16 protein-coding genes are annotated in these 17178 nt (G+C 71.7%); 8 read left to right on the top strand and 8 right to left on the bottom strand.

Annotated features, from left to right (window positions below; all coding sequences use genetic code 11):
* Nucleotides 1–85: 85 nt before the first annotated feature.
* From ACZ6MZ_RS13135 to ACZ6MZ_RS13125, 3 genes are all read right to left on the bottom strand, one after another.
* On the bottom strand, nt 86–694 hold the full coding sequence (locus tag ACZ6MZ_RS13135) for an Rv1733c family protein (protein ID WP_384186105.1): 609 nt from the start codon (nt 692–694) through the stop codon (nt 86–88).
* A gap of 169 nt (nt 695–863) precedes the next feature.
* Nucleotides 864–1706, bottom strand: coding sequence for an MOSC domain-containing protein (locus tag ACZ6MZ_RS13130; protein ID WP_389791985.1), 843 nt, complete (start codon nt 1704–1706; stop codon nt 864–866).
* 37 nt (nt 1707–1743) lie between these two features.
* Nucleotides 1744–2202, bottom strand: coding sequence for a DUF6643 family protein (locus ACZ6MZ_RS13125; protein WP_384186111.1), 459 nt, complete (start codon nt 2200–2202; stop codon nt 1744–1746).
* Between the two features lie 239 nt (nt 2203–2441).
* Between ACZ6MZ_RS13125 and ACZ6MZ_RS13120 the strand changes: the two genes are divergently transcribed.
* Nucleotides 2442–3722, top strand: a complete 1281-nt coding sequence (locus ACZ6MZ_RS13120; RefSeq protein WP_469351667.1) for a TerD family protein — start codon at nt 2442–2444, stop codon at nt 3720–3722.
* Between the two features lie 50 nt (nt 3723–3772).
* Here ACZ6MZ_RS13120 and ACZ6MZ_RS13115 read toward each other — a convergent pair whose 3' ends face one another.
* Complete coding sequence (locus ACZ6MZ_RS13115) at nt 3773–4996, bottom strand: glycosyltransferase (RefSeq protein WP_469351666.1); 1224 nt, start codon at nt 4994–4996, stop codon at nt 3773–3775.
* Between the two features lie 58 nt (nt 4997–5054).
* On the opposite strand from ACZ6MZ_RS13115, the gene ACZ6MZ_RS13110 reads away from it, so the two are divergent.
* Nucleotides 5055–5867, top strand: a complete 813-nt coding sequence (locus tag ACZ6MZ_RS13110; protein WP_469351664.1) for a glutamate racemase — start codon at nt 5055–5057, stop codon at nt 5865–5867.
* 147 nt (nt 5868–6014) lie between these two features.
* Complete coding sequence (locus ACZ6MZ_RS13105; protein ID WP_384186216.1) at nt 6015–6575, top strand: hypothetical protein; 561 nt, start codon at nt 6015–6017, stop codon at nt 6573–6575.
* Between the two features lie 79 nt (nt 6576–6654).
* Here ACZ6MZ_RS13105 and ACZ6MZ_RS13100 read toward each other — a convergent pair whose 3' ends face one another.
* The gene (locus ACZ6MZ_RS13100; RefSeq protein ID WP_469351661.1) at nt 6655–7752 is read right to left on the bottom strand and encodes an O-antigen ligase family protein; all 1098 of its coding nucleotides are present in this window, start codon (nt 7750–7752) and stop codon (nt 6655–6657) included.
* 183 nt (nt 7753–7935) lie between these two features.
* Here ACZ6MZ_RS13100 and lnt point away from each other — a divergent pair, with 183 nt between their 5' ends.
* Complete coding sequence (gene lnt / locus ACZ6MZ_RS13095; protein WP_469351659.1) at nt 7936–9540, top strand: apolipoprotein N-acyltransferase; 1605 nt, start codon at nt 7936–7938, stop codon at nt 9538–9540.
* 42 nt (nt 9541–9582) lie between these two features.
* Here lnt and ACZ6MZ_RS13090 read toward each other — a convergent pair whose 3' ends face one another.
* The gene (locus tag ACZ6MZ_RS13090; protein WP_469351657.1) at nt 9583–10077 is read right to left on the bottom strand and encodes an NUDIX hydrolase; all 495 of its coding nucleotides are present in this window, start codon (nt 10075–10077) and stop codon (nt 9583–9585) included.
* Between the two features lie 130 nt (nt 10078–10207).
* Between ACZ6MZ_RS13090 and ACZ6MZ_RS13085 the strand changes: the two genes are divergently transcribed.
* Both ACZ6MZ_RS13085 and ACZ6MZ_RS13080 read left to right on the top strand, forming a co-directional pair.
* Nucleotides 10208–11107 carry a 3-hydroxybutyrate dehydrogenase gene (locus ACZ6MZ_RS13085; protein ID WP_469351655.1) on the top strand — a complete coding sequence of 300 codons (900 nt, stop codon included), beginning with the start codon at nt 10208–10210 and terminating at the stop codon, nt 11105–11107.
* Nucleotides 11108–11225: 118 nt separating this feature from the next.
* Nucleotides 11226–13118, top strand: coding sequence for a helix-turn-helix domain-containing protein (locus ACZ6MZ_RS13080; protein WP_469351653.1), 1893 nt, complete (start codon nt 11226–11228; stop codon nt 13116–13118).
* 52 nt (nt 13119–13170) lie between these two features.
* Here the strand turns inward: ACZ6MZ_RS13080 and ACZ6MZ_RS13075 are convergent, their stop codons facing one another.
* Nucleotides 13171–14571 carry an MFS transporter gene (locus tag ACZ6MZ_RS13075; protein WP_384193479.1) on the bottom strand — a complete coding sequence of 467 codons (1401 nt, stop codon included), beginning with the start codon at nt 14569–14571 and terminating at the stop codon, nt 13171–13173.
* Between the two features lie 248 nt (nt 14572–14819).
* Between ACZ6MZ_RS13075 and ACZ6MZ_RS13070 the strand changes: the two genes are divergently transcribed.
* Entirely contained in the window at nt 14820–15614 is a 795-nt protein-coding gene (locus tag ACZ6MZ_RS13070) for a class I SAM-dependent methyltransferase (protein WP_389786561.1), read from the top strand.
* A 42-nt stretch (nt 15615–15656) separates the two neighbouring features.
* Here the strand turns inward: ACZ6MZ_RS13070 and ACZ6MZ_RS13065 are convergent, their stop codons facing one another.
* Nucleotides 15657–16496, bottom strand: a complete 840-nt coding sequence (locus ACZ6MZ_RS13065; protein WP_469351650.1) for an aldo/keto reductase — start codon at nt 16494–16496, stop codon at nt 15657–15659.
* 146 nt (nt 16497–16642) lie between these two features.
* Here ACZ6MZ_RS13065 and ACZ6MZ_RS13060 point away from each other — a divergent pair, with 146 nt between their 5' ends.
* Nucleotides 16643–17056, top strand: coding sequence for a cytidine/deoxycytidylate deaminase family protein (locus tag ACZ6MZ_RS13060; RefSeq protein WP_389786565.1), 414 nt, complete (start codon nt 16643–16645; stop codon nt 17054–17056).
* Nucleotides 17057–17178: the final 122 nt, after the last annotated feature.

Below are 17178 nucleotides of genomic sequence, written 5' to 3'. Positions count from 1 at the left end.
CCCCGGACCCCGGCGCCGCACAAGCGGACCGGGCGGCACCACCGTAGCGCGCGTGGCGGCGTTGAGTTGACGCGAGCGGCCGGTCTCAGCTGCCCGCGCCGGTACGGCCCCAGTCGGGACCGGCTTCGGCCCAGGCCCGGTCGAGCCGCTCGTACCGCCGCTGTATCAGCCGCCATACGATCAGCCGCCGTACGCATTCCACGAACACGGCGGCCACGGCGGCGGTACCGAATCCGGCCAGAACCGCGTGGACCCGGGCGCTGGCCGCGTTCATCGGGCGCTTCACCTGGTCGCCCCGCTCGTCGGCCCACATGCTGAACGTGTCGCCGGCGTGCGGTCGGTACAGCGGCGCGGAGACCGTGCCCGTGTGGGCGCTGCCGTCCGCCGCGTGCCAGGTGGCGATCACCAGGCTGCCCGCGTCGTGTTCCGTGGACGACTCCGCGTCGTAGGCGGTGACATGGCGCGCCGTCGAGCGGCCGACCACCACGGCGGTCGTCCGGTGCCGCTGCTCGTGCTGGAGACGCACGGTGTCCCGCAGCGACGCGTCGACGAGGGCTCCGCAGATCCAGCCGGTGGCCGGGGCGGCCGCGGCGAGCAGCAGCGCCGCCGTCAGCGCCACCCACGCCTCCACAAGATCGGTGCTCCGGCGCAGGGGGTTGCGCCGCCAGCGCCAGAGTCCCACGATGGATCGCACAGTCCCGCACCCCCTTCCATGTCCGTTTTAGCCCCGGGCAGCCCGGTTTACGCGTGATGGGCGAGAAGAGAGAGCAAACTCACCCCGATGTCCTGTGCGCTCAACAGGCGTACTGCAACGTCGTGTTCCCGCCGGGGCCCTTTCCACGCGGGGTACGGGACCGGCGGCGTCACGCGAGCACGGTCACCGGATCGCCCGCCCGCAGCGTGCCGGTGGACTCGGGGACGAGGTTCTGGCCGAAGACCAGTTGGCCGCCGAACCTGCGATAGCGGCCGAGCGTGCGCAGCGGCTCCTTGCCGCGCTCCGCCGTGCGCTGGTCCGTGGTGGTGATGACACAGCGGCCGCAGGGCTTGGCGACCCGGAAGGTGACCTCGCCGACGGCGATCCGCAGCCAGTCGTCCTCCGCCCAGGGCGCCGTCCCCGCCACGACGAGATTCGGCCGGAACCGGTCCATGGGGAGCGGGCCCTCGTCCGGGTGATCGCCCTGCGCGATCAGGGAGTTGAGCGCGTCGAGTGAGGCGGTCGTCGTGACCAGCAGGGGAAAACCGTCCGCGAAGCTGACCGTCTCCCCGGGACGCGCGTAGAACGGATTGACGGGCCGGCGCGTGGCCGGGTCGTCGAGATGTACCAGCCGGACCTCCACCCCGAGGTACGTACTGAACCAGCCGTGTACATCCTGCGTGTCATGGCCGGCGAGCACCGACTCGATCCTGGTCCCGAAGATATCCACCACGACCGTGCCCTCGGCCTTCGGCACGTCGACGGCCAGCGGCTCGAGGCCGGGCGCGTGCAGCCGGATCCCGCCGTCCGGCCGCGGCTCCGCGCGGGCGAGCGCCAGCCGTGGCTGCTGGCGCTGTGTGACCGCCTTCCCCGTCCCGTCGATCAGCGTCCAACGGCGGTCCCCCGCGAGTCCCCAGGGCTCCACGACCGCGCTGTCGGGCGTACAACCGGCCATCGACTTGACCGGATGGACCCGCAGGGCGTGCAGAACAGGCTGGACCGACATCGGCATGCGGCCATCCTGTCAGCCGTCCCCGGCTTCCTGCAGGTCAGTACCCCCGACCCTGGTAGGGGCGGTTGTACGGGTCGTCGTACGGAGAGGGCTGCGCGGGCACCGGCCGCGGCGCCGCGGGGCGCATCGCCTCGTAGCCCGTGCCGGGCATCGGACGCTGCTGCTGGGGCTGAGGCTGGGCGGGGTAGCCACGGGGCGGGGCCTGCTGCGGGATGTACGGCGCAGGCGCGTGCTGCATCGGCATGTGCTGCGGCATCGGCTGCTGCTGGTATCCGCCGTACGACGGAGTGGGCTGGGAAGGGCCCGCGGGGAGGGCGGGCAGCGCGGAGGGCAGAGCCGGCAGATAGCTGTTGCCCGTGTCGTAGGCGGAAGGCACTCGGATCGGGGCGATCTGAGGCGTGCCCCGCTCCGCGACCAGGGAGTCGTAGATCGGGGTGTCCGGGAACGACGGCGCGGTGTAGTAACCGCCGCCGTAGGTGGCGCGGGGGGAGGTCATAGAACATAAGTTAAGCCCACGATGTGCTGGTTGGGGAGTCCGATAAGGGGGTTGTTTCGGGAGCAGTGGGTTACTTCGGATCCCCAATGCGAGCGAACATGGGAAAAACGGTCGCTCGGAGGGGTCCAGATCGTGTAAAGGGCATGCTAGGGCGGGGTTACCGGCGGGTCCTGGGGGGTCCGAACGCCGTTCCTGCGATTAGGTTGGCGTGACGGAATCGTCGGACACCCCGACTCGCGATGGGGGCGAGCATGGCCATGCTTAAAGGAGCCAATCTTCCGGTACCGGCGCCCGCCGTCCGCGTCGAATTGGGATGGCGTTCAGGAGCCGGCGTGCCGGATGTCGACGCGTCGGCACTCCTGCTCGTGTCCGGAAGAGTCCGCTCGGACGCGGACTTCGTCTTCTACAACCAGCCGGAACACGCGTCCGGGGCCGTGCGCCACGAAGGCAGGAAGACCGGGGGAGACGGTGTCACGGACACCGTGACGGTCGACCTCGGGCGGGTCGAGCCCGCCGTCGAGCGGATCGTCCTGGCCGCCTCGTCGGACGGCGGCAGCTTCGGTCAGGTGCCGGGGCTCCATGTGCGGGTGCTGGACGCGGCGGCCGGCACGGAGATCGCGCGGTACGACAGCCAGGACGCGACCGTCGAGACGGCGTTCGTCCTCGGCGAGCTGTACCGGCGCCAGGGGAGCTGGAAGTTCCGGGCGGTGGGCCAGGGCTACGACAGCGGACTGGCGGGCCTGGCAACGGATTTCGGTATCTCGGTCGACGAACCGCGGCGGCCGGCCGAACCGCCGCCGACCGTGCCGTCCTTGACGGTGCCGTCCTCGGCCGTTCCCCCGGCCCCCGTCGCCCCCGCCGCCGCCCCGGCCTCCACCCCGGTACGGCTAAGCAAGGTGACGCTGACGAAGGACGCCCCGTCGGTCTCGCTGTCCAAGCAGGGCGGCACCTCGGGCGCCATGCGCGTCAACCTCAACTGGCAGGTGCGTAAACAGTTCAAGGGCTGGGGCGCCAAACTCGGCCGGGCGGTCGCCATGCACGGCGACCTCGATCTCGACCTGTGCGCGCTCTATGAACTGACCGACGGCCGCAAAGGCGTCGTCCAGGCGCTCGGCAATGCCTTCGGCGCGGTCAACCAGCCGCCGTACATCCATCTCGACGGCGACGACCGCACCGGCGCGGTCTCCAGTGGTGAGAACCTCACGATCAACCTCGACCACAAGGACCGGCTCCGCCGCGTCGTCATCTTCGTCACCATCTATGAAGGCGCGCGCAGTTTCGCGGATCTTGACGCGACGGTCACCCTCCAGCCGCAGCACGGCGCCGCGATCGACTTCTCGCTCGGTGAATGCACGGTGCCTTCGACGGTCTGCTCGCTGGCGTTGATCACCAATACCGGCTCGGACCTCGTCGTCCAGAGGGAAGCGCGCTTTCTCGTACCGGAACGAGGAGTCAGTCCGCAGCGCACCATCGATTACACCTATGGCTGGGGCATGAACTGGACGCCCGGCAGGAAGTGACCCGCGCCGGCGGTCGGCCGGCGCGCGTCAGCGGTCCGGACCGAGCTCTGTCAGCGGTCCGGTGCGGCCTCCGGGCGGGCGTACGTACGTCCCTTCCAGGCCGCGCCGCGGCCCCGGTAGTGCCGCACCGCCGAGTCGACCGTCATCAGCAGATAGAGCAGCGCGGTGAACGGCAGCAGCGGAGCCAGCCACAGCGACTGCCGGTAGTAGCGCAGCATCGGGATGTACGTCCCCGTCATCACCGCCCACGCGGCGAAGCCCAGCCACCCCGCCGTCGTGTCCCCGCCGAACACACCGGCGCACACGGCGACGGGCGGCGCCAGATAGACGACCGCGAGCCCCGCCACCGTCCCCGCGAGCAGCAGCGGATTGTGCCGGAGCTGCGCGTAGGCGCTGCGCGCGATCATGCCCCACAGATCGGCCAGCCGCGGATACGGACGCACACTGTCCACCCGGTCCGCCAGCCCCAGCCAGATCCGGCCCCCGCTGCGCCGTACCGCCCGGGCCAGCGACACATCGTCGATCACGGCCTGACGGATCGACTCCGGCACCCGCGCGCGCTCGGCCGCCTCCGCGCGCAGCAGCAAGCATCCGCCGGCCGCGGCCGCCGTCCGCCCGCCCGGCCGGTTGATCCAACGGAACGGGTACAGCTGCGAGAAGAAGTACACGAACGCCGGGACGACGAGCTTCTCCCATACGCTCGTGACCCGGAGCCGCGCCATCTGCGAGACCAGGTCGAGATCCCGCGTCCTGGCCGCGTCGACCAGCTCCCGCAGACTGTCCGGCTCATGGGCGATGTCGGCGTCCGTCAGGAGCAGATACTCGGGGCTGTGGGCGCGGGCCAGAGTGATCCCGTGCCGCAGCGCCCACAGCTTCCCGGTCCAGCCGGGTCCGGGTTCACCGGGCGAGGCGACCGTCAGCGGCAGACCGCCGTACGTCGCGGACAGTTCACGGGCCAGCTCGCCCGTACCGTCCCGGCTGCCGTCGTCGATGAGGAAGATCTCGGCCTCGCCCGGATAGACCTGCGCCAGCAGGGACGGCAGGCTCTCGGGCAGCACCGCCGCCTCGTCCCTCGCGGGTACGACGACGGCGACGGACGGCCACCGGCCCTCCCCGTCCACGCCGGCGCGGCTCCCGGCGGCTTCGTCGTCCGGGTTCCGGCGGTCCTGGGGCGGGGGCAGCCGCTGGTCCGTCCGCCAGAAGAATCCCTGACCCAGCAACAGCCAGCCCCAGGCGGCCAGCGAACCCACGGCGATCCAGGCAACGGCGCTCATTCGCGGCAGTCTGCCTCACCGCGCCGGGGCCGCGCGTGCGGTCGACTATGGTGACCGGGTGAAGATCGCGCTCATGGACTCCGGCATCGGCCTGCTCGCGGCGGCCGCGGCGGTACGGCGGCTGCGCCCCGACGCCGATCTCGTCCTCTCCTCCGACCCCGACGGGATGCCGTGGGGCCCGCGCACTCCGCAGGATGTCACCGAGCGCGCGCTCGCCGTCGCACAGGCTGCCGCCGAGCACCGTCCCGACGCGCTGATCATCGCCTGCAACACCGCCTCGGTGCATGCCCTGGCCACGCTCCGCGCCGAGCTGGAGCCGTGGCTGCCGGTCATCGGTACGGTCCCGGCGATCAAGCCCGCGGCGGCCGCCGGCGGGCCCTTCGTGATCTGGGCCACCCCGGCCACCACCGGCAGCCCCTATCAGCGCGCTCTGATCCGTGACTTCGCCTCGTCCGCCCAGGTCACCGAAGTGCCGTGCCCCGGTCTCGCGGACGCCGTGCAGGAAGCCGACGAGGCAGCGATCGACCGCGCGGTGGCCGCGGCGGCCGCACTCACCCCGCGCGATGTACGGGCCGTCGTCCTGGGCTGCACCCACTACGAGCTGGTCGCCGAACGTATCCGTGCCGCCGTCCAGCAACCGGGCCTGCCGCCCGTCGTCCTGCACGGGTCGGCCGAGGCCGTCGCCGCGCAGGCACTGCGCCGTGTCGGCGGCAGGACCGCCGCGCCGGCGGCGGTCGACCCGGCCGGTCCGGTCGCCTCGCCGGGCGCCCAGCTCACGGTGCTGCTGGGCGGGCGCGAATCCGCCCTGCCCGGCCCGGCGCTGGCCTATGCCGAGGGACGGCTGCTCGCCGCCGTCAGCCAAGTGCACTAACTGCCCGTGCGCCGGACACGACCCCGCACGCCCCACGGTTCGGCCAGCTGCACCAACCAGCGGACGGGCCGACCGCCCCGCGGACGGTCGTGGCATCCAGCAGCCACGGCACTTCCCTCGTGGCGGAACCTGGGTACTCTGCAAGGCATGAGGGAGCACCCGCGGCACGAGGGCCACCCCGATGAGCCCCTGCCTGAGACCTGGACCGGCCGCGCCACCAATCGTGTGCAGTGGCTGCTCGCCGCCGCAGGCATCGCCTGCATCACGCTCGGCGTCGAGCTGGCCATCAATTCCACCTGGGACTCCGGGATAGCCGCGCTGCTGATGTCCGTCATCGGCTGCGTCGCCGCGGGTCTGCTCATGCTCTTCGGCACTCTGGCGTTCGTCCATGTGGCGGTCAGGGTCGAGGGCGACTGCCTGGAAGTGCGCTGCGGCCATATGGGCCTGCCCCGCCGCCGTATCCTCCTCGCCCATGTCGTGGACGCCGACTTCGTGCCACGGGTCACTCCGCGCCAATGGGGCGGCTGGGGCTACCGCTGGCGCCCCGAGATGGGCACGGCCGTGGTCGTCCGCCGAGGCGAGGCCCTCGTCCTCAAGCTCGGCGACGGCAGGATATTCACCGTCACGGTGGACGACGCCGAGGCGGCGGTACGGGTCATCCGCAACCGTCTGCACCTCCTCCCCAAGCCCGACCCGGCCGGCGCCTGACCGCCGCCGGGGCATATCACCCCGGGAGCTCAGGCGTCCGCGTTCTGTCGTGACCCGCGCGCTCCGGTGACCTTGCTCGCTATCTGTTCGCTTCTTGCGGTTCTTCCGGGTCGAGGCGCCCTACGTCCTCGGTCGGCCCCAGGGCCGGAGCGGGCACCGCACCGGCCGCCGGCCGTGCCGTGGCCAGGCCCGCCAGCAGCCCCGCGCCCGCCGTCACCGGTGTGAAACTCAGCGCGTTGCCGACGCTCGCCAGGGCGGCCAGCGCCGTCAGGGCGGCTCCCGCCGCGAGCGCCACCCGAGTGGAGCAGGGCGAGCGCGCCAGTCCGTACAGCAGCCAGCCGAACACCGCCGCCAGCAGCGATACCCCCACCACGCCCTGCTCCGCCGCCTGCTCCAGGGGCGCCGAGTGCGGTTTGCTGTGGGCTTCCAGCGACTGCGTCGCGGTCGGGCTGAGGTCCCCGAAGCGGTCGGGGCCCGCTCCCAGCAGCGGATATTCCTTCGCCATACTGACCGCGTCCCGCCAGAGGCCCACCTGGTGCTGGGTCAGCTGTCCTTCCAGCGAGACCGCGAGTCCCTCGGGCAGCGCCTGTTCCGCGACCGCCCACGACGTGCCCACCACCACCCCGGTGACCAGCGCGAGCCCGGCGAGTCCGACCAGCCTGCGCCGCATCCTGACCGCCGCCAACGAGCAGAGCAGCACCCCGAGCACCCCGATGAACCCCCCGACGGAACCGAGCAGCGGCGCGGCGACCGCGATCATCAGCGCCAGCAGCCGCATGGCCGCCCGTACGGCAGTGTGCCCGGCGGCCGCGGCCGCACAGCTCGCCGCTCCCGCCGCCAGCACCAGGAGTCCGGCGACCGCGCTCGTGTCGCCCTGCGGTGCGGCCAGGGCCATCCCCGTACCGAACACTCCGTGGCCGGATGCGACCGCCGCCCCGAACCCGGCGAGCGCCACGACGCACGCGGTGGCGACCGGCGCCAGCGACCCGCTGATCCGGCCGCAGGCATAGCCCGCGGTGACGGCGAGCACCGCCAGCAGGACACCCTCGGGCCTGCCTCCGTGCCCTGCCGCGCTGATCAGCGCCCATACCGCGCAGCCGCCCAGCACCACCACCCCGACGACATCGGGCGCGCTGCCACGGTGCCGTACGGAGGACCGTTCCGCCGGTGCTGCCATCCCGTCGCCCCCTCGCCCTGTGACGGGTCCTGTGCCACGACCGCCGGATCCGGCCAGGGGGCAAGGACTGGCGCACACGGTAACGGCCGTGGCGCGGATTTGTGGAGAGATTGCGAAGAAGCGTTGCTGTACGCGCCGGGCCTTACCGCTGGACACACGTCGGATCACCGTAGACTCCCCCAGGTGAGCGCCACCATCACCTCCGTCGAGACCCCTCCGCCCGCCCCCGCGTCCGGCGGCGGGAAGCCGCTGCGCCGGCTCGCCAGGCCCGCCGCCTCTGTGCTGTCCGGCGTGCTGCTCTACGCGAGCTTCCCGCCCCGCACCCTGTGGTGGCTGGCCCTGCCCGCTTTCGCCCTGCTCGCCTGGAGCCTGTACAGGCGCCGGCTGCGCGCGGGCCTCGGCCTCGGCTACCTCGCCGGCTTGGGCTTTCTGCTGCCGCTCCTGGTCTGGACGGGCGCGGAGGTCGGCCCGGGGCCCTGGCTCGGACTGGTCGCGGTGGAGGCACTCTTCATCGCCTTCACCGGCCTGGGGATCGCCGCCGTGACGCGACTGCCCCTGTGGCCGGTATGGGCCGCGGCGATCTGGATCCTCGGCGAGGCGGTCCGCGCGCGCGTGCCGTTCGGCGGCTTCCCCTGGGGCAAGATCGCCTTCGGCCAGGCGGACAGCATCTTCCTCCCGCTCGCCGCCGTCGGTGGCACGCCGCTCCTCGGCTTCGCCGTCGTCCTGTGCGGCTTCGGACTGTACGAGGCGCTGCGCCAGGTCCTCGCGTACCGCACGACCGGCGTGGTGCCGCGCCGCGCCGGGGCCGCCGCGGCCCTCACCGTCTTCGTCCCCGTGGCAGCGGCGCTCGCGGCGCTGCCGCTCGTGAGCGACTCCGCCGAGAACGGCACCGCGACCGTCGCCGCCGTACAGGGCAACGTGCCGCAGGCCGGGCTCGAATTCAACGCCCAGCGCCGCGCGGTCCTCGACAACCATGTCCGCAGGACCCTCCAGCTCGCCGACGACGTGAAGGCGGGCAAGGAGCCCCAGCCCGACTTCGTGCTGTGGCCGGAGAACTCCTCGGACATCGACCCCTACCGCAACGCCGACGCGCGGGAGGTAATTGACCAGGCCGCCAGGGCGATCGGCGTGCCGATCTCCGTCGGAGCCGTCGTCACCCCGGCCACCGGACCGCTGCGCAACACCCAGATCCTCTGGGATCCGGAGCGCGGCCCGACCGACACGTACGACAAGCGGCAGATCCAGCCCTTCGGAGAGTTCCTCCCGCTGCGCTCCGTGGTGAAGGCCATCAGCCCCGGCTACGCCGACATGGTGCGCCGCGACTTCGGACGCGGCACCAAGCCCGGCGTCTTCGACCTCGCGGGCACCCAGGTCGGGCTGGCCACCTGTTACGAGGCGGCTTTCGACGCGGCCGTACGGGACACCGTCACCCATGGCGCTCAGCTCATCTCCGTACCCAGCAACAACGCCACCTTCGACCGCAGCGAGATGACCTACCAGCAGCTGGCGATGTCGCGGGTGCGGGCCGTCGAGCACAGCAGGACCGTGGTCGTCCCCGTCACCAGCGGCGTCAGCGCGATCATCCAGCCGGACGGAAAGATCATCCGGAAGACCGCGATGTTCACGCCGGACGCGCTGGTGGCCAAGGTGCCGCTGCGCTCCTCGATGACCCCGGCCACCAGGCTCGGCACGCTTCCCGAGGGCCTGCTGGTGGCGCTCGCCGTGGCCGGGCCGGTCTGGGTGACGGTCCGTTCCGTACGCGAGCGGCGGCACCCCGGCCGTCGGTGACCGGCCGGTCTCGCGCCGGTCGGCGTGGCACCGGCCGGCGTGTCACCAGGCGGCCGGGTCCTGTCCGGTGCCGGGATCGAACCAGGCCGGCTCGTCGCTGCGGGCCTGCTTGATCCTCAGCAGCGTGGCTTCGTCGAGGCCGGGCAGGCCGTCCGGCGGAAACCAGCCCACCTCGACAGACTCGTCGTCATTGACCCGGGCCTCGCCACCGGTCGCGCGGCACAGGAAGGTGATGTCCATGTACTGGCAGCGGTCCTGATTGGGGTACTGAACCGCATCCAGTGCCTGGACGACCACGACCCGCTCCGGCGTACACCGCACGGCGGTCTCCTCGTACACCTCACGCACGGCCGCCACCGCGGGCTGTTCCCCTGGTTCGGGAATGCCCCCGACCAGTGTCCAGGCGCCGTTGTCGGCACGGCGGACCAGCAGCACGCGGCCGTCGTCGTCGAATACGACCGCGGTCACTCCCGGCAGGAGAAGCAGTTGGTGGCCCGCAGAGGCCCGGATCGTGCGAATGAAGTCCGGAGTCGCCATGGCAGGACCCTATCCGGGCGCTGGGCGGCGATCATTCGTGCACCCACATGGTTCACACCCATCACTTCAGGGCGAAGTGTGGGCGCTGACCATATCGGTTGGGGTGTCGGCGCTGCTTAGGGTGCGGAATATGACCGCGCCCACCACACCAGGTCCCGTCCCTCGCACGCCCGAGTCGCGCGCCGCCGACGCACCCGCTCGCGCCGTCGGTACCCCCGCCCGCCCCGCCGACGGTCCCGCGCCGGCTCCCGACGCCCTCGCTCCCGTCGCGCTCGACCTCGCGGGCCGTACCGCACTGGTCACCGGCGCCGCGAGCGGGATCGGCCGCGCCTGCGCGCTGCGGCTGGTGGCGGCCGGGGCCAAGGTCAGAGCCGTGGACCGGGACGGCGATGGCCTCGACGACCTGGTCGGGGCGGCCATCGGACTGGCGGGCGCCGTCGAACCACGGGTGCTCGACCTGACGGATCTCGACGCGGCGGAGCAGGCGGCCGCGGGCGCCGACATCCTGGTCAACAACGCCGGCCTGCAGCTCGTCCGCCCCATCGAGGACTTCCCGCCGGACGTGTTCCACACCGTTCTCACGGTCATGCTGGAGGCGCCCTTCCGACTGATCAGGGGCGCGCTGCCGCATATGTACGCCGAACACTGGGGGCGGATCATCAATATCTCCTCCGTACACGGGCTGCGCGCATCCCCTTACAAGTCGGCCTATGTGTCAGCCAAACATGGTCTCGAAGGACTCTCCAAGACCGCGGCCCTCGAAGGCGCCCCGCACGGTGTCACCTCCAACTGTGTCAACCCGGGCTATGTGCGTACGCCACTGGTCGAGAAACAGATCAGCGACCAGGCGGAGGCGCACCACATCCCCGAGGAACGGGTCCTGGCCGATGTCCTGCTTCAGGATTCCGCGCTCAAGCGGCTCCTCGAACCGGACGAGGTGGCCGAGGCGGTGGCCTATCTCTGCACCCCGCAGGCGTCCTTCATCACGGGCACGTCACTGACGCTCGACGGAGGCTGGACCGCGCATTAGGCCCGGTCCGGCACGGCAGGCCGGCCCCGGCGTCGGCCGCACCGGATCCGTTATCCACATCGCTCTCGTTGTCCACAGGGCTGGCGCGGCCGGCCGTACGACAGGTAATCCTGTGTCCATGTCCCACGATCAGGCTTCCTACCTGGAACTCCTCGCGCGCGGCGCCGCGGCGGAGGCATACGACCGGCCCGCGCTGCTGGCCCGCGCGGACGGCGCGGGACCGGAGACGCTCGCCGCGCTGGAACACGCCAAGCAGCTCGCCCTGCGGGTGCGGGCCGAGCTGGAGGAGCGCCGCCGCCGCGAGGCCGAGCTGTCGGCGCTCTTCGAGACGGCCCACGACCTGGCGGGGCTGCGTGACCTCGACGCCGTGCTCCGGGCGATCGTGCAGCGAGCCCGTTCGCTGCTCGGCACGGAAGTCGCCTATCTGTGCCTCAACGACCAGGTCGCGGGCGACACATACATGCGCGTGACCGAGGGATCGGTATCGGCCCGCTTCCAGCAGCTGAGGCTCGGCATGGGGGAGGGGCTCGGCGGGCTCGTCGCCCAGACCGCCCGCCCCTATGTCACCGACAGCTATTTCGACGACCCGCGCTTCCAGCACACCAGGAGCATCGACTCCGGCGTGCGCGACGAAGGACTGGTCGCCATTCTCGGCGTTCCCCTGATGCTCGGCAGCCAGGTCATCGGTGTGCTCTTCGCCGCGGACCGGCACGCCCGGGTCTTCGAGCGCGAACAGACCGCCCTGCTCGGTTCGTTCGCGGCCCATGCCGCGGTCGCCATCGACACCGCGAATCTGCTGGGGGAGACCCGCTCGGCGCTCGCGGAGCTGGAGAAGGCCAACGGAATCATCAAGGACCACAGCGCGGTCATCGAGCGCGCCTCTGACGTGCACGACCGGCTGACCGAACTGGTGCTGCGCGGCGGCGGCGTCCATGACGTCGCGAGCGCGCTCTCCGAAGTGCTGGACGGCACGGTGGAATTCGCCGGCCCCGATTCCGCCTCGGTGACCGCGCTGGAGCTGACCGGCACCGACGGCCGTGCCAAGGGCCACGGCGGGGTCTGGGGGGCCGCCGTCTCGGCCGGCGGCGAACTGCTCGGCGCGCTCGTCCTGCGCGGTCACCCCGGGCTCGACCCCGTCGACCAGCGCACCCTGGAGCGGGCCGCGATGGTCACCTCACTGCTGCTGCTCGCCCGCCGCTCCGCGGGAGAGGCGGAGCAGCGGGTACGGGGCGAGCTGCTCGACGACCTGCTCGACGCTCCCGACCGCGACCCGCGGCTGCTGCGTGAACGGGCCGTCCGGCTCCGCGCCGATCTCGACGCCCCGCATGTGGTGCTGGCAGCGCGGATCGACGGCCCCGCCCCCGACACCACGGAACGCGAGACCGCCGACCGCCGCCGGCTGTGGTCCGCCGCGTCCCATCTCGCCGCCACCGGACAGGGACTGGCGGCCACCCGCGACGGTGGCACCGTCCTGCTGCTGCCACTCGCGCCCGGTGACACGGCGGCCGACCTCGCCCGCCGTACGGCCAGGCAGCTCGGCAGCGCTCTGCGGGAGGCGGTCACGATCGGCGCGTCCGCGGCCGTCGAGGCGCCCGCCGCGCGGCCGGGCGCGATAGCGGAGGCGTACGCGGAAGCCCGGCGCTGCCTCGACGCGCTGCGGCTGCTCGGCCGCTCGGGCGACGGCGCGGCCCCCCAGGACCTCGGCTTCCTAGGACTGCTCCTCGCCGACACCAGGGACATCGAGGGCTTCGTCCACCGCACCATCGGGGAAGTCGTCGACTACGACGTACGGCGCGGCACGGATCTGGTGCGCACACTCGGCGCCTACTTCGCGTCGGGCATGAGCCCGGCCCGTACGAAGGACGAGCTGCACGTCCATGTCAACACCGTGGCCCAGCGCCTCGAACGCATCGGCCGGCTGCTCGGCCCCGACTGGCAGTCACCCGCGCGGGCCCTGGAGATCCAGCTGGCCCTGCGGCTGCACGCCATGTCCGCAGCCGTCGTCCGGTGAACGAGGTGTTCACCGGACGACGGCTGCGGACGCGGGCTGCCCGCCGGACGCGTCAGGCGCTCGGCGTACGGGTGGAGGCGTCGGCCTTCCGCGGCGCCGGGACGGTGCCCCGTGCCGGTTCCGCCTCGACATCCGCCAGATCACGGTGCCGGGTCTCCCGCGCACAGATGATCGCGACGACGGTGAGCAGCGCGGCGGCGATCACGTACAGGGCGATCGGCGTCGAGCTGTCGTAGTCGGCGAGCAGCGCCGTCGCGATCAGCGGCGCCGGCGCACCGGCCGCCACGGAAGCGAACTGCGCCCCGATCGAGGCGCCCGAATAGCGCATCCGGGTCGCGAACATCTCGGAGAAGAAGGCCGCCTGGGGCGCGTACATCGCACCGTGCAGCACCAGCCCGACCGTGACGGCCAGGAGGAGATTGCCGAAGGTCGCGGTGTCGATCAGCGCGAAGAACGGGAACATCCAGGCCCCGACACCGACGGCGCCGATCAGATACACGGGCCGACGGCCGATCCGGTCCGACAGCGCACCCCACGCCGGGATCACCGCGAAGTGCACGGCGGAGGCGATGAGTACGGCGTTGAGCGCGGTCTGCTTGCTCAGTCCGGCCGCGGTCGTCGCGTACACCAGGATGAAGGCGGTGATCACGTAGTAGCTGATGTTCTCCGCCATCCGCGCGCCCATCGCCACCAGCACATCCCGCCAGTGGTGACGCAGGACGGCGACGATCGGCGTCTTCTCGGTGTCCCCGGTGGCGGCCGCCTTCCGCTCCTCGGCCTGGGCCAACGCGGCCTTGAAGACGGGGGATTCGTCGACAGAGAGACGGATCCACAGGCCGACGATCACCAGCACACCGGAGAGCAGGAACGGTATGCGCCAGCCCCATGAGACGAAGGCGGCGTCCGAGAGCAGCGCGGTGAGCGCCGAGAGCACACCGGTGGCGAGCAACTGCCCGGCCGGCGCCCCGGTCTGCGGCCACGACGCCCAGAACCCGCGCCGCTCGGCGTCACCGTGCTCCGACACCAGCAGGACGGCCCCGCCCCATTCGCCACCGAGCGCGAAGCCCTGGATCAGCCGCAGGACGGTCAGCAGGATGGGAGCGGCCGTACCGATGGTGGCGTGCGTGGGCATCAGCCCGATGGCGAATGTCGCCCCGCCCATCATCAACAGGCTCAGGACCAGCAGCTTCTTACGCCCGACCCGGTCACCGTAGTGCCCGAAGACCAGCGCTCCGAGCGGCCGCGCGGCAAAGCCGACGGCGTACGTCAGGAAGGACAGCAGCGTCCCGACCAGCGGATCGGAGCCGGGAAAGAACAGCTGGTTGAAGACCAGCGCGGCGGCCGACCCGTACAAGAAGAAGTCGTACCACTCGATGGTCGTGCCGATGAGGCTCGCGGCGACAATGCGCTTGAGGGAGCTGGGCGTTGGGGGAGCGGATGCCGAGGCAGCCATGAACACCACTTCCAGGCGGTTGGCGGGGACGTATGCGTGTCGGCACAAGGTAGAAAGCACCAGGTCAGCGGCACATGTGGTGGGACACCATAGTTACTGGCCCGGCTGTGCGCGCGGGCACCATGAGCCCCCGTTGGACTTACTGCGAGGGCCTCACCGTGGGCGGCCGACGACCTGCTCAGTGGTGTCGGTGTGCCTTCGAGTTTGCGGGTAGTTTTGCCTTCGTTGATCAGAAAACGGAGGGCCGCGTGTCCAGTGAATACAACCCGGACTTCGGACTGACGGCCGAGGACTACACCCGCCACCGCGCCGGCTTCCCGCCGGAAATCGTCGAGCGGCTCGGCCGCCTCGGAGCGGAGGTGCGGGACCGGGATGTGCTGGATCTCGGCACCGGGACCGGCAGCCTCGCCCGGCTCTTCGCCCGCGCCGGGGCGCGGGTCACCGGCGTCGACCCCGCGGCCCCCCTGCTCGAACAGGCCAGGGGACTCGACCTGGAGGCCGGCGTCGAGATCGCGTACGAGGTGGCCACGGCCGAGGACACCGGGCTTCCCGACGCGTCGTTCGACGTGGTGTCGGCGGGCCAGTGCTGGCACTGGTTCGACGCCCCCAAGGCCGCCGCCGAGGTATGGCGGCTGCTCCGCCCGGGCGGGCACGCCGTCATCGCGCATTTCGACTGGCTGCCGCTGCCCGGCAACGTCGTCGCCGAGACCGAGCGGTTGATCACCTCGTACAACCCCGCCTGGACGCTGGGCGGCGGCACCGGCCTGTACCCCCGCTGGCTGACCGACCTGGCCACCGTCGGCTTCGGCGCCATCGAGACGTTCTCCTTCGACCTGGACGTGCCGTACACCCCGCAGGCGTGGACCGGGCGGATCCGGGCCAGCGCGGGCGTGGGCGCGAGCCTCGCGCCTGAGCGGGTCGAGGCGTTCTCCGCCGAGCTGGACGGCATTCTGCGGGACCGCTTCCCCAGTGACGTCCTGCCTATCCCGCACCGCACCTGGGCCGTGGTAGCGGCCAAACCGACCGAGGACACGGGCCGTTGACCGGCACCCCCTGACGGCCGCCCGCCGCCCGCCGCCCCGGCCCTATGCCGGCTCGGCCGGCCGGTCGAGCCGGTCGCGGTGGGCGGGGGAGAGGTGGAGACCTTCCGCGGCGAGGTTCTCCTCCAGGTGGTCGATCCGGGCGGTGCCAGGGATCGGCAGGATGACCGGCGAGCGGCCGAGGAGCCAGGCGAGCGCGATCTGCGTGGGTGTGGCGTCGAGCTCGGCCGCCACCGCGGCGACTTCGGCCTTCGCTCCCGACTTCCCCCAGGCCACAGGGCGCCACGGCAAGAAGGCGATCCCCGCCGCCTCACAGGCCGCCAGCACGGGTTCGTGCTCGCGGTCGAGCACGTTGTAACGGTTCTGTACGGTCGCGATGTCGACGATTTTCTGCGCCTGCGTGAGTTCGGCGACGCCGACCTCGGACAGTCCGATCCGGCCGATCTTGCCCTCGGTTCGCAGGTCCGCCAGCGTGCCGAGCTGGTCGGCGAGCGGCGTATCCGGATCGATACGGTGCAGCTGAAGCAGCTCGATCCTCTCGACGCGCAGTCGGCGCAATGCCTGCTCGACCTGATCGCGCAGGACAGCCGGCCGCCCGTCGAGCCTCCACTCGTCCGAGGTTCCCGAGCGTGCGACGCCGACCTTGGTCGTGATGAGCAGCCCATCCGGGTAGGGGTGCAGGGCCTCCGCGATGAGTTCCTCGTTGGCTCCCCCGCCGTACAGATATGCGGTGTCGATCAGCGTGACGCCCAGCTCGACGGCCCGACGGACAACCCCGACAGAGCTCTCGCGGCCGGCGCCCGCCTCGGTCGGCACGTGCATGGCCCCGAACCCCAGCCGCCGTACGCCTAAATCTCCGCCTATGCGAAACGTAGTAGATGCCATCCGCTGTCCTCGCTCCCCTCGATGAACAGGCAACGCTAACAGCGCAGTTGGCCACGGAGTCAGTCCGGCGGTCCTGCCGCGATATCCGCTTGCGCGCCGTCGTCACTCGGGTCAACGTCGCCTGACACCGTACGAAGGCAGAGCAGATGACCACGCAGACTCACCACGTCGACCACGAACTCATCCGGGCCGCGGCCCATGTCGCGCGCACTCGCTGCCGGGGCGACCACCACACCATGGCGGCCGCGGCGCGCGCCGGCGACGGCCGGATCGTCACCGCGGTGAATGCCTACCACTTCACGGGAGGTCCCTGCGCCGAGCTGGTCCTCATCGGCGCGGCAGCCGCCCAGGGCGCCTACGAACTGGACACGATCGTCGCCGTGGGCGACCGTGACCGGGGGGTCGTTCCCCCGTGCGGCCGGTGCCGACAGGTCCTTCTCGACTACTTCCCCGCCCTCAAGGTCATCGTCGGTGCGGACGACCACCTCCGGACCCTCTCCATCACCGACCTGCTTCCCGAAAGCTACGTCTGGGCCGACCACCAGCTCGACGCTGACTGAACCGCGACCCGTAGGAGCACCGCGGCGACACCCATTGGCCGTCCGGGGCGAGGCCGTTCTGAACCTCGGCCCGGCGCTCGCGGCGGCTCTGGCCGGGAGGCGGTTCGACCGTCCGGAAACCA

The sequence above is a fragment of the Streptomyces sp. NPDC042201 genome (assembly GCF_055582185.1).
Note: the sequence above shows the minus strand (reverse complement) of the source record. Positions and strands in the feature narration are given on the sequence as shown.

Coding starts and splice junctions, on each gene's coding strand:
- ACZ6MZ_RS13130 (WP_389791985.1), bottom strand. CDS start 1,706: ATGCCGATGTCGGTCCAGCCTGTTCTGCACGCCCTGCGGGTCCATCCG.
- ACZ6MZ_RS13085 (WP_469351655.1), top strand. CDS start 10,208: ATGACCGCGCCCACCACACCAGGTCCCGTCCCTCGCACGCCCGAGTCG.
- ACZ6MZ_RS13080 (WP_469351653.1), top strand. CDS start 11,226: ATGTCCCACGATCAGGCTTCCTACCTGGAACTCCTCGCGCGCGGCGCC.
- ACZ6MZ_RS13065 (WP_469351650.1), bottom strand. CDS start 16,496: ATGGCATCTACTACGTTTCGCATAGGCGGAGATTTAGGCGTACGGCGG.
- ACZ6MZ_RS13075 (WP_384193479.1), bottom strand. CDS start 14,571: ATGGCTGCCTCGGCATCCGCTCCCCCAACGCCCAGCTCCCTCAAGCGC.
- ACZ6MZ_RS13125 (WP_384186111.1), bottom strand. CDS start 2,202: ATGACCTCCCCCCGCGCCACCTACGGCGGCGGTTACTACACCGCGCCG.
- ACZ6MZ_RS13105 (WP_384186216.1), top strand. CDS start 6,015: ATGAGGGAGCACCCGCGGCACGAGGGCCACCCCGATGAGCCCCTGCCT.
- ACZ6MZ_RS13060 (WP_389786565.1), top strand. CDS start 16,643: ATGACCACGCAGACTCACCACGTCGACCACGAACTCATCCGGGCCGCG.
- ACZ6MZ_RS13120 (WP_469351667.1), top strand. CDS start 2,442: ATGGGGGCGAGCATGGCCATGCTTAAAGGAGCCAATCTTCCGGTACCG.
- ACZ6MZ_RS13090 (WP_469351657.1), bottom strand. CDS start 10,077: ATGGCGACTCCGGACTTCATTCGCACGATCCGGGCCTCTGCGGGCCAC.
- ACZ6MZ_RS13115 (WP_469351666.1), bottom strand. CDS start 4,996: ATGAGCGCCGTTGCCTGGATCGCCGTGGGTTCGCTGGCCGCCTGGGGC.
- ACZ6MZ_RS13100 (WP_469351661.1), bottom strand. CDS start 7,752: ATGGCAGCACCGGCGGAACGGTCCTCCGTACGGCACCGTGGCAGCGCG.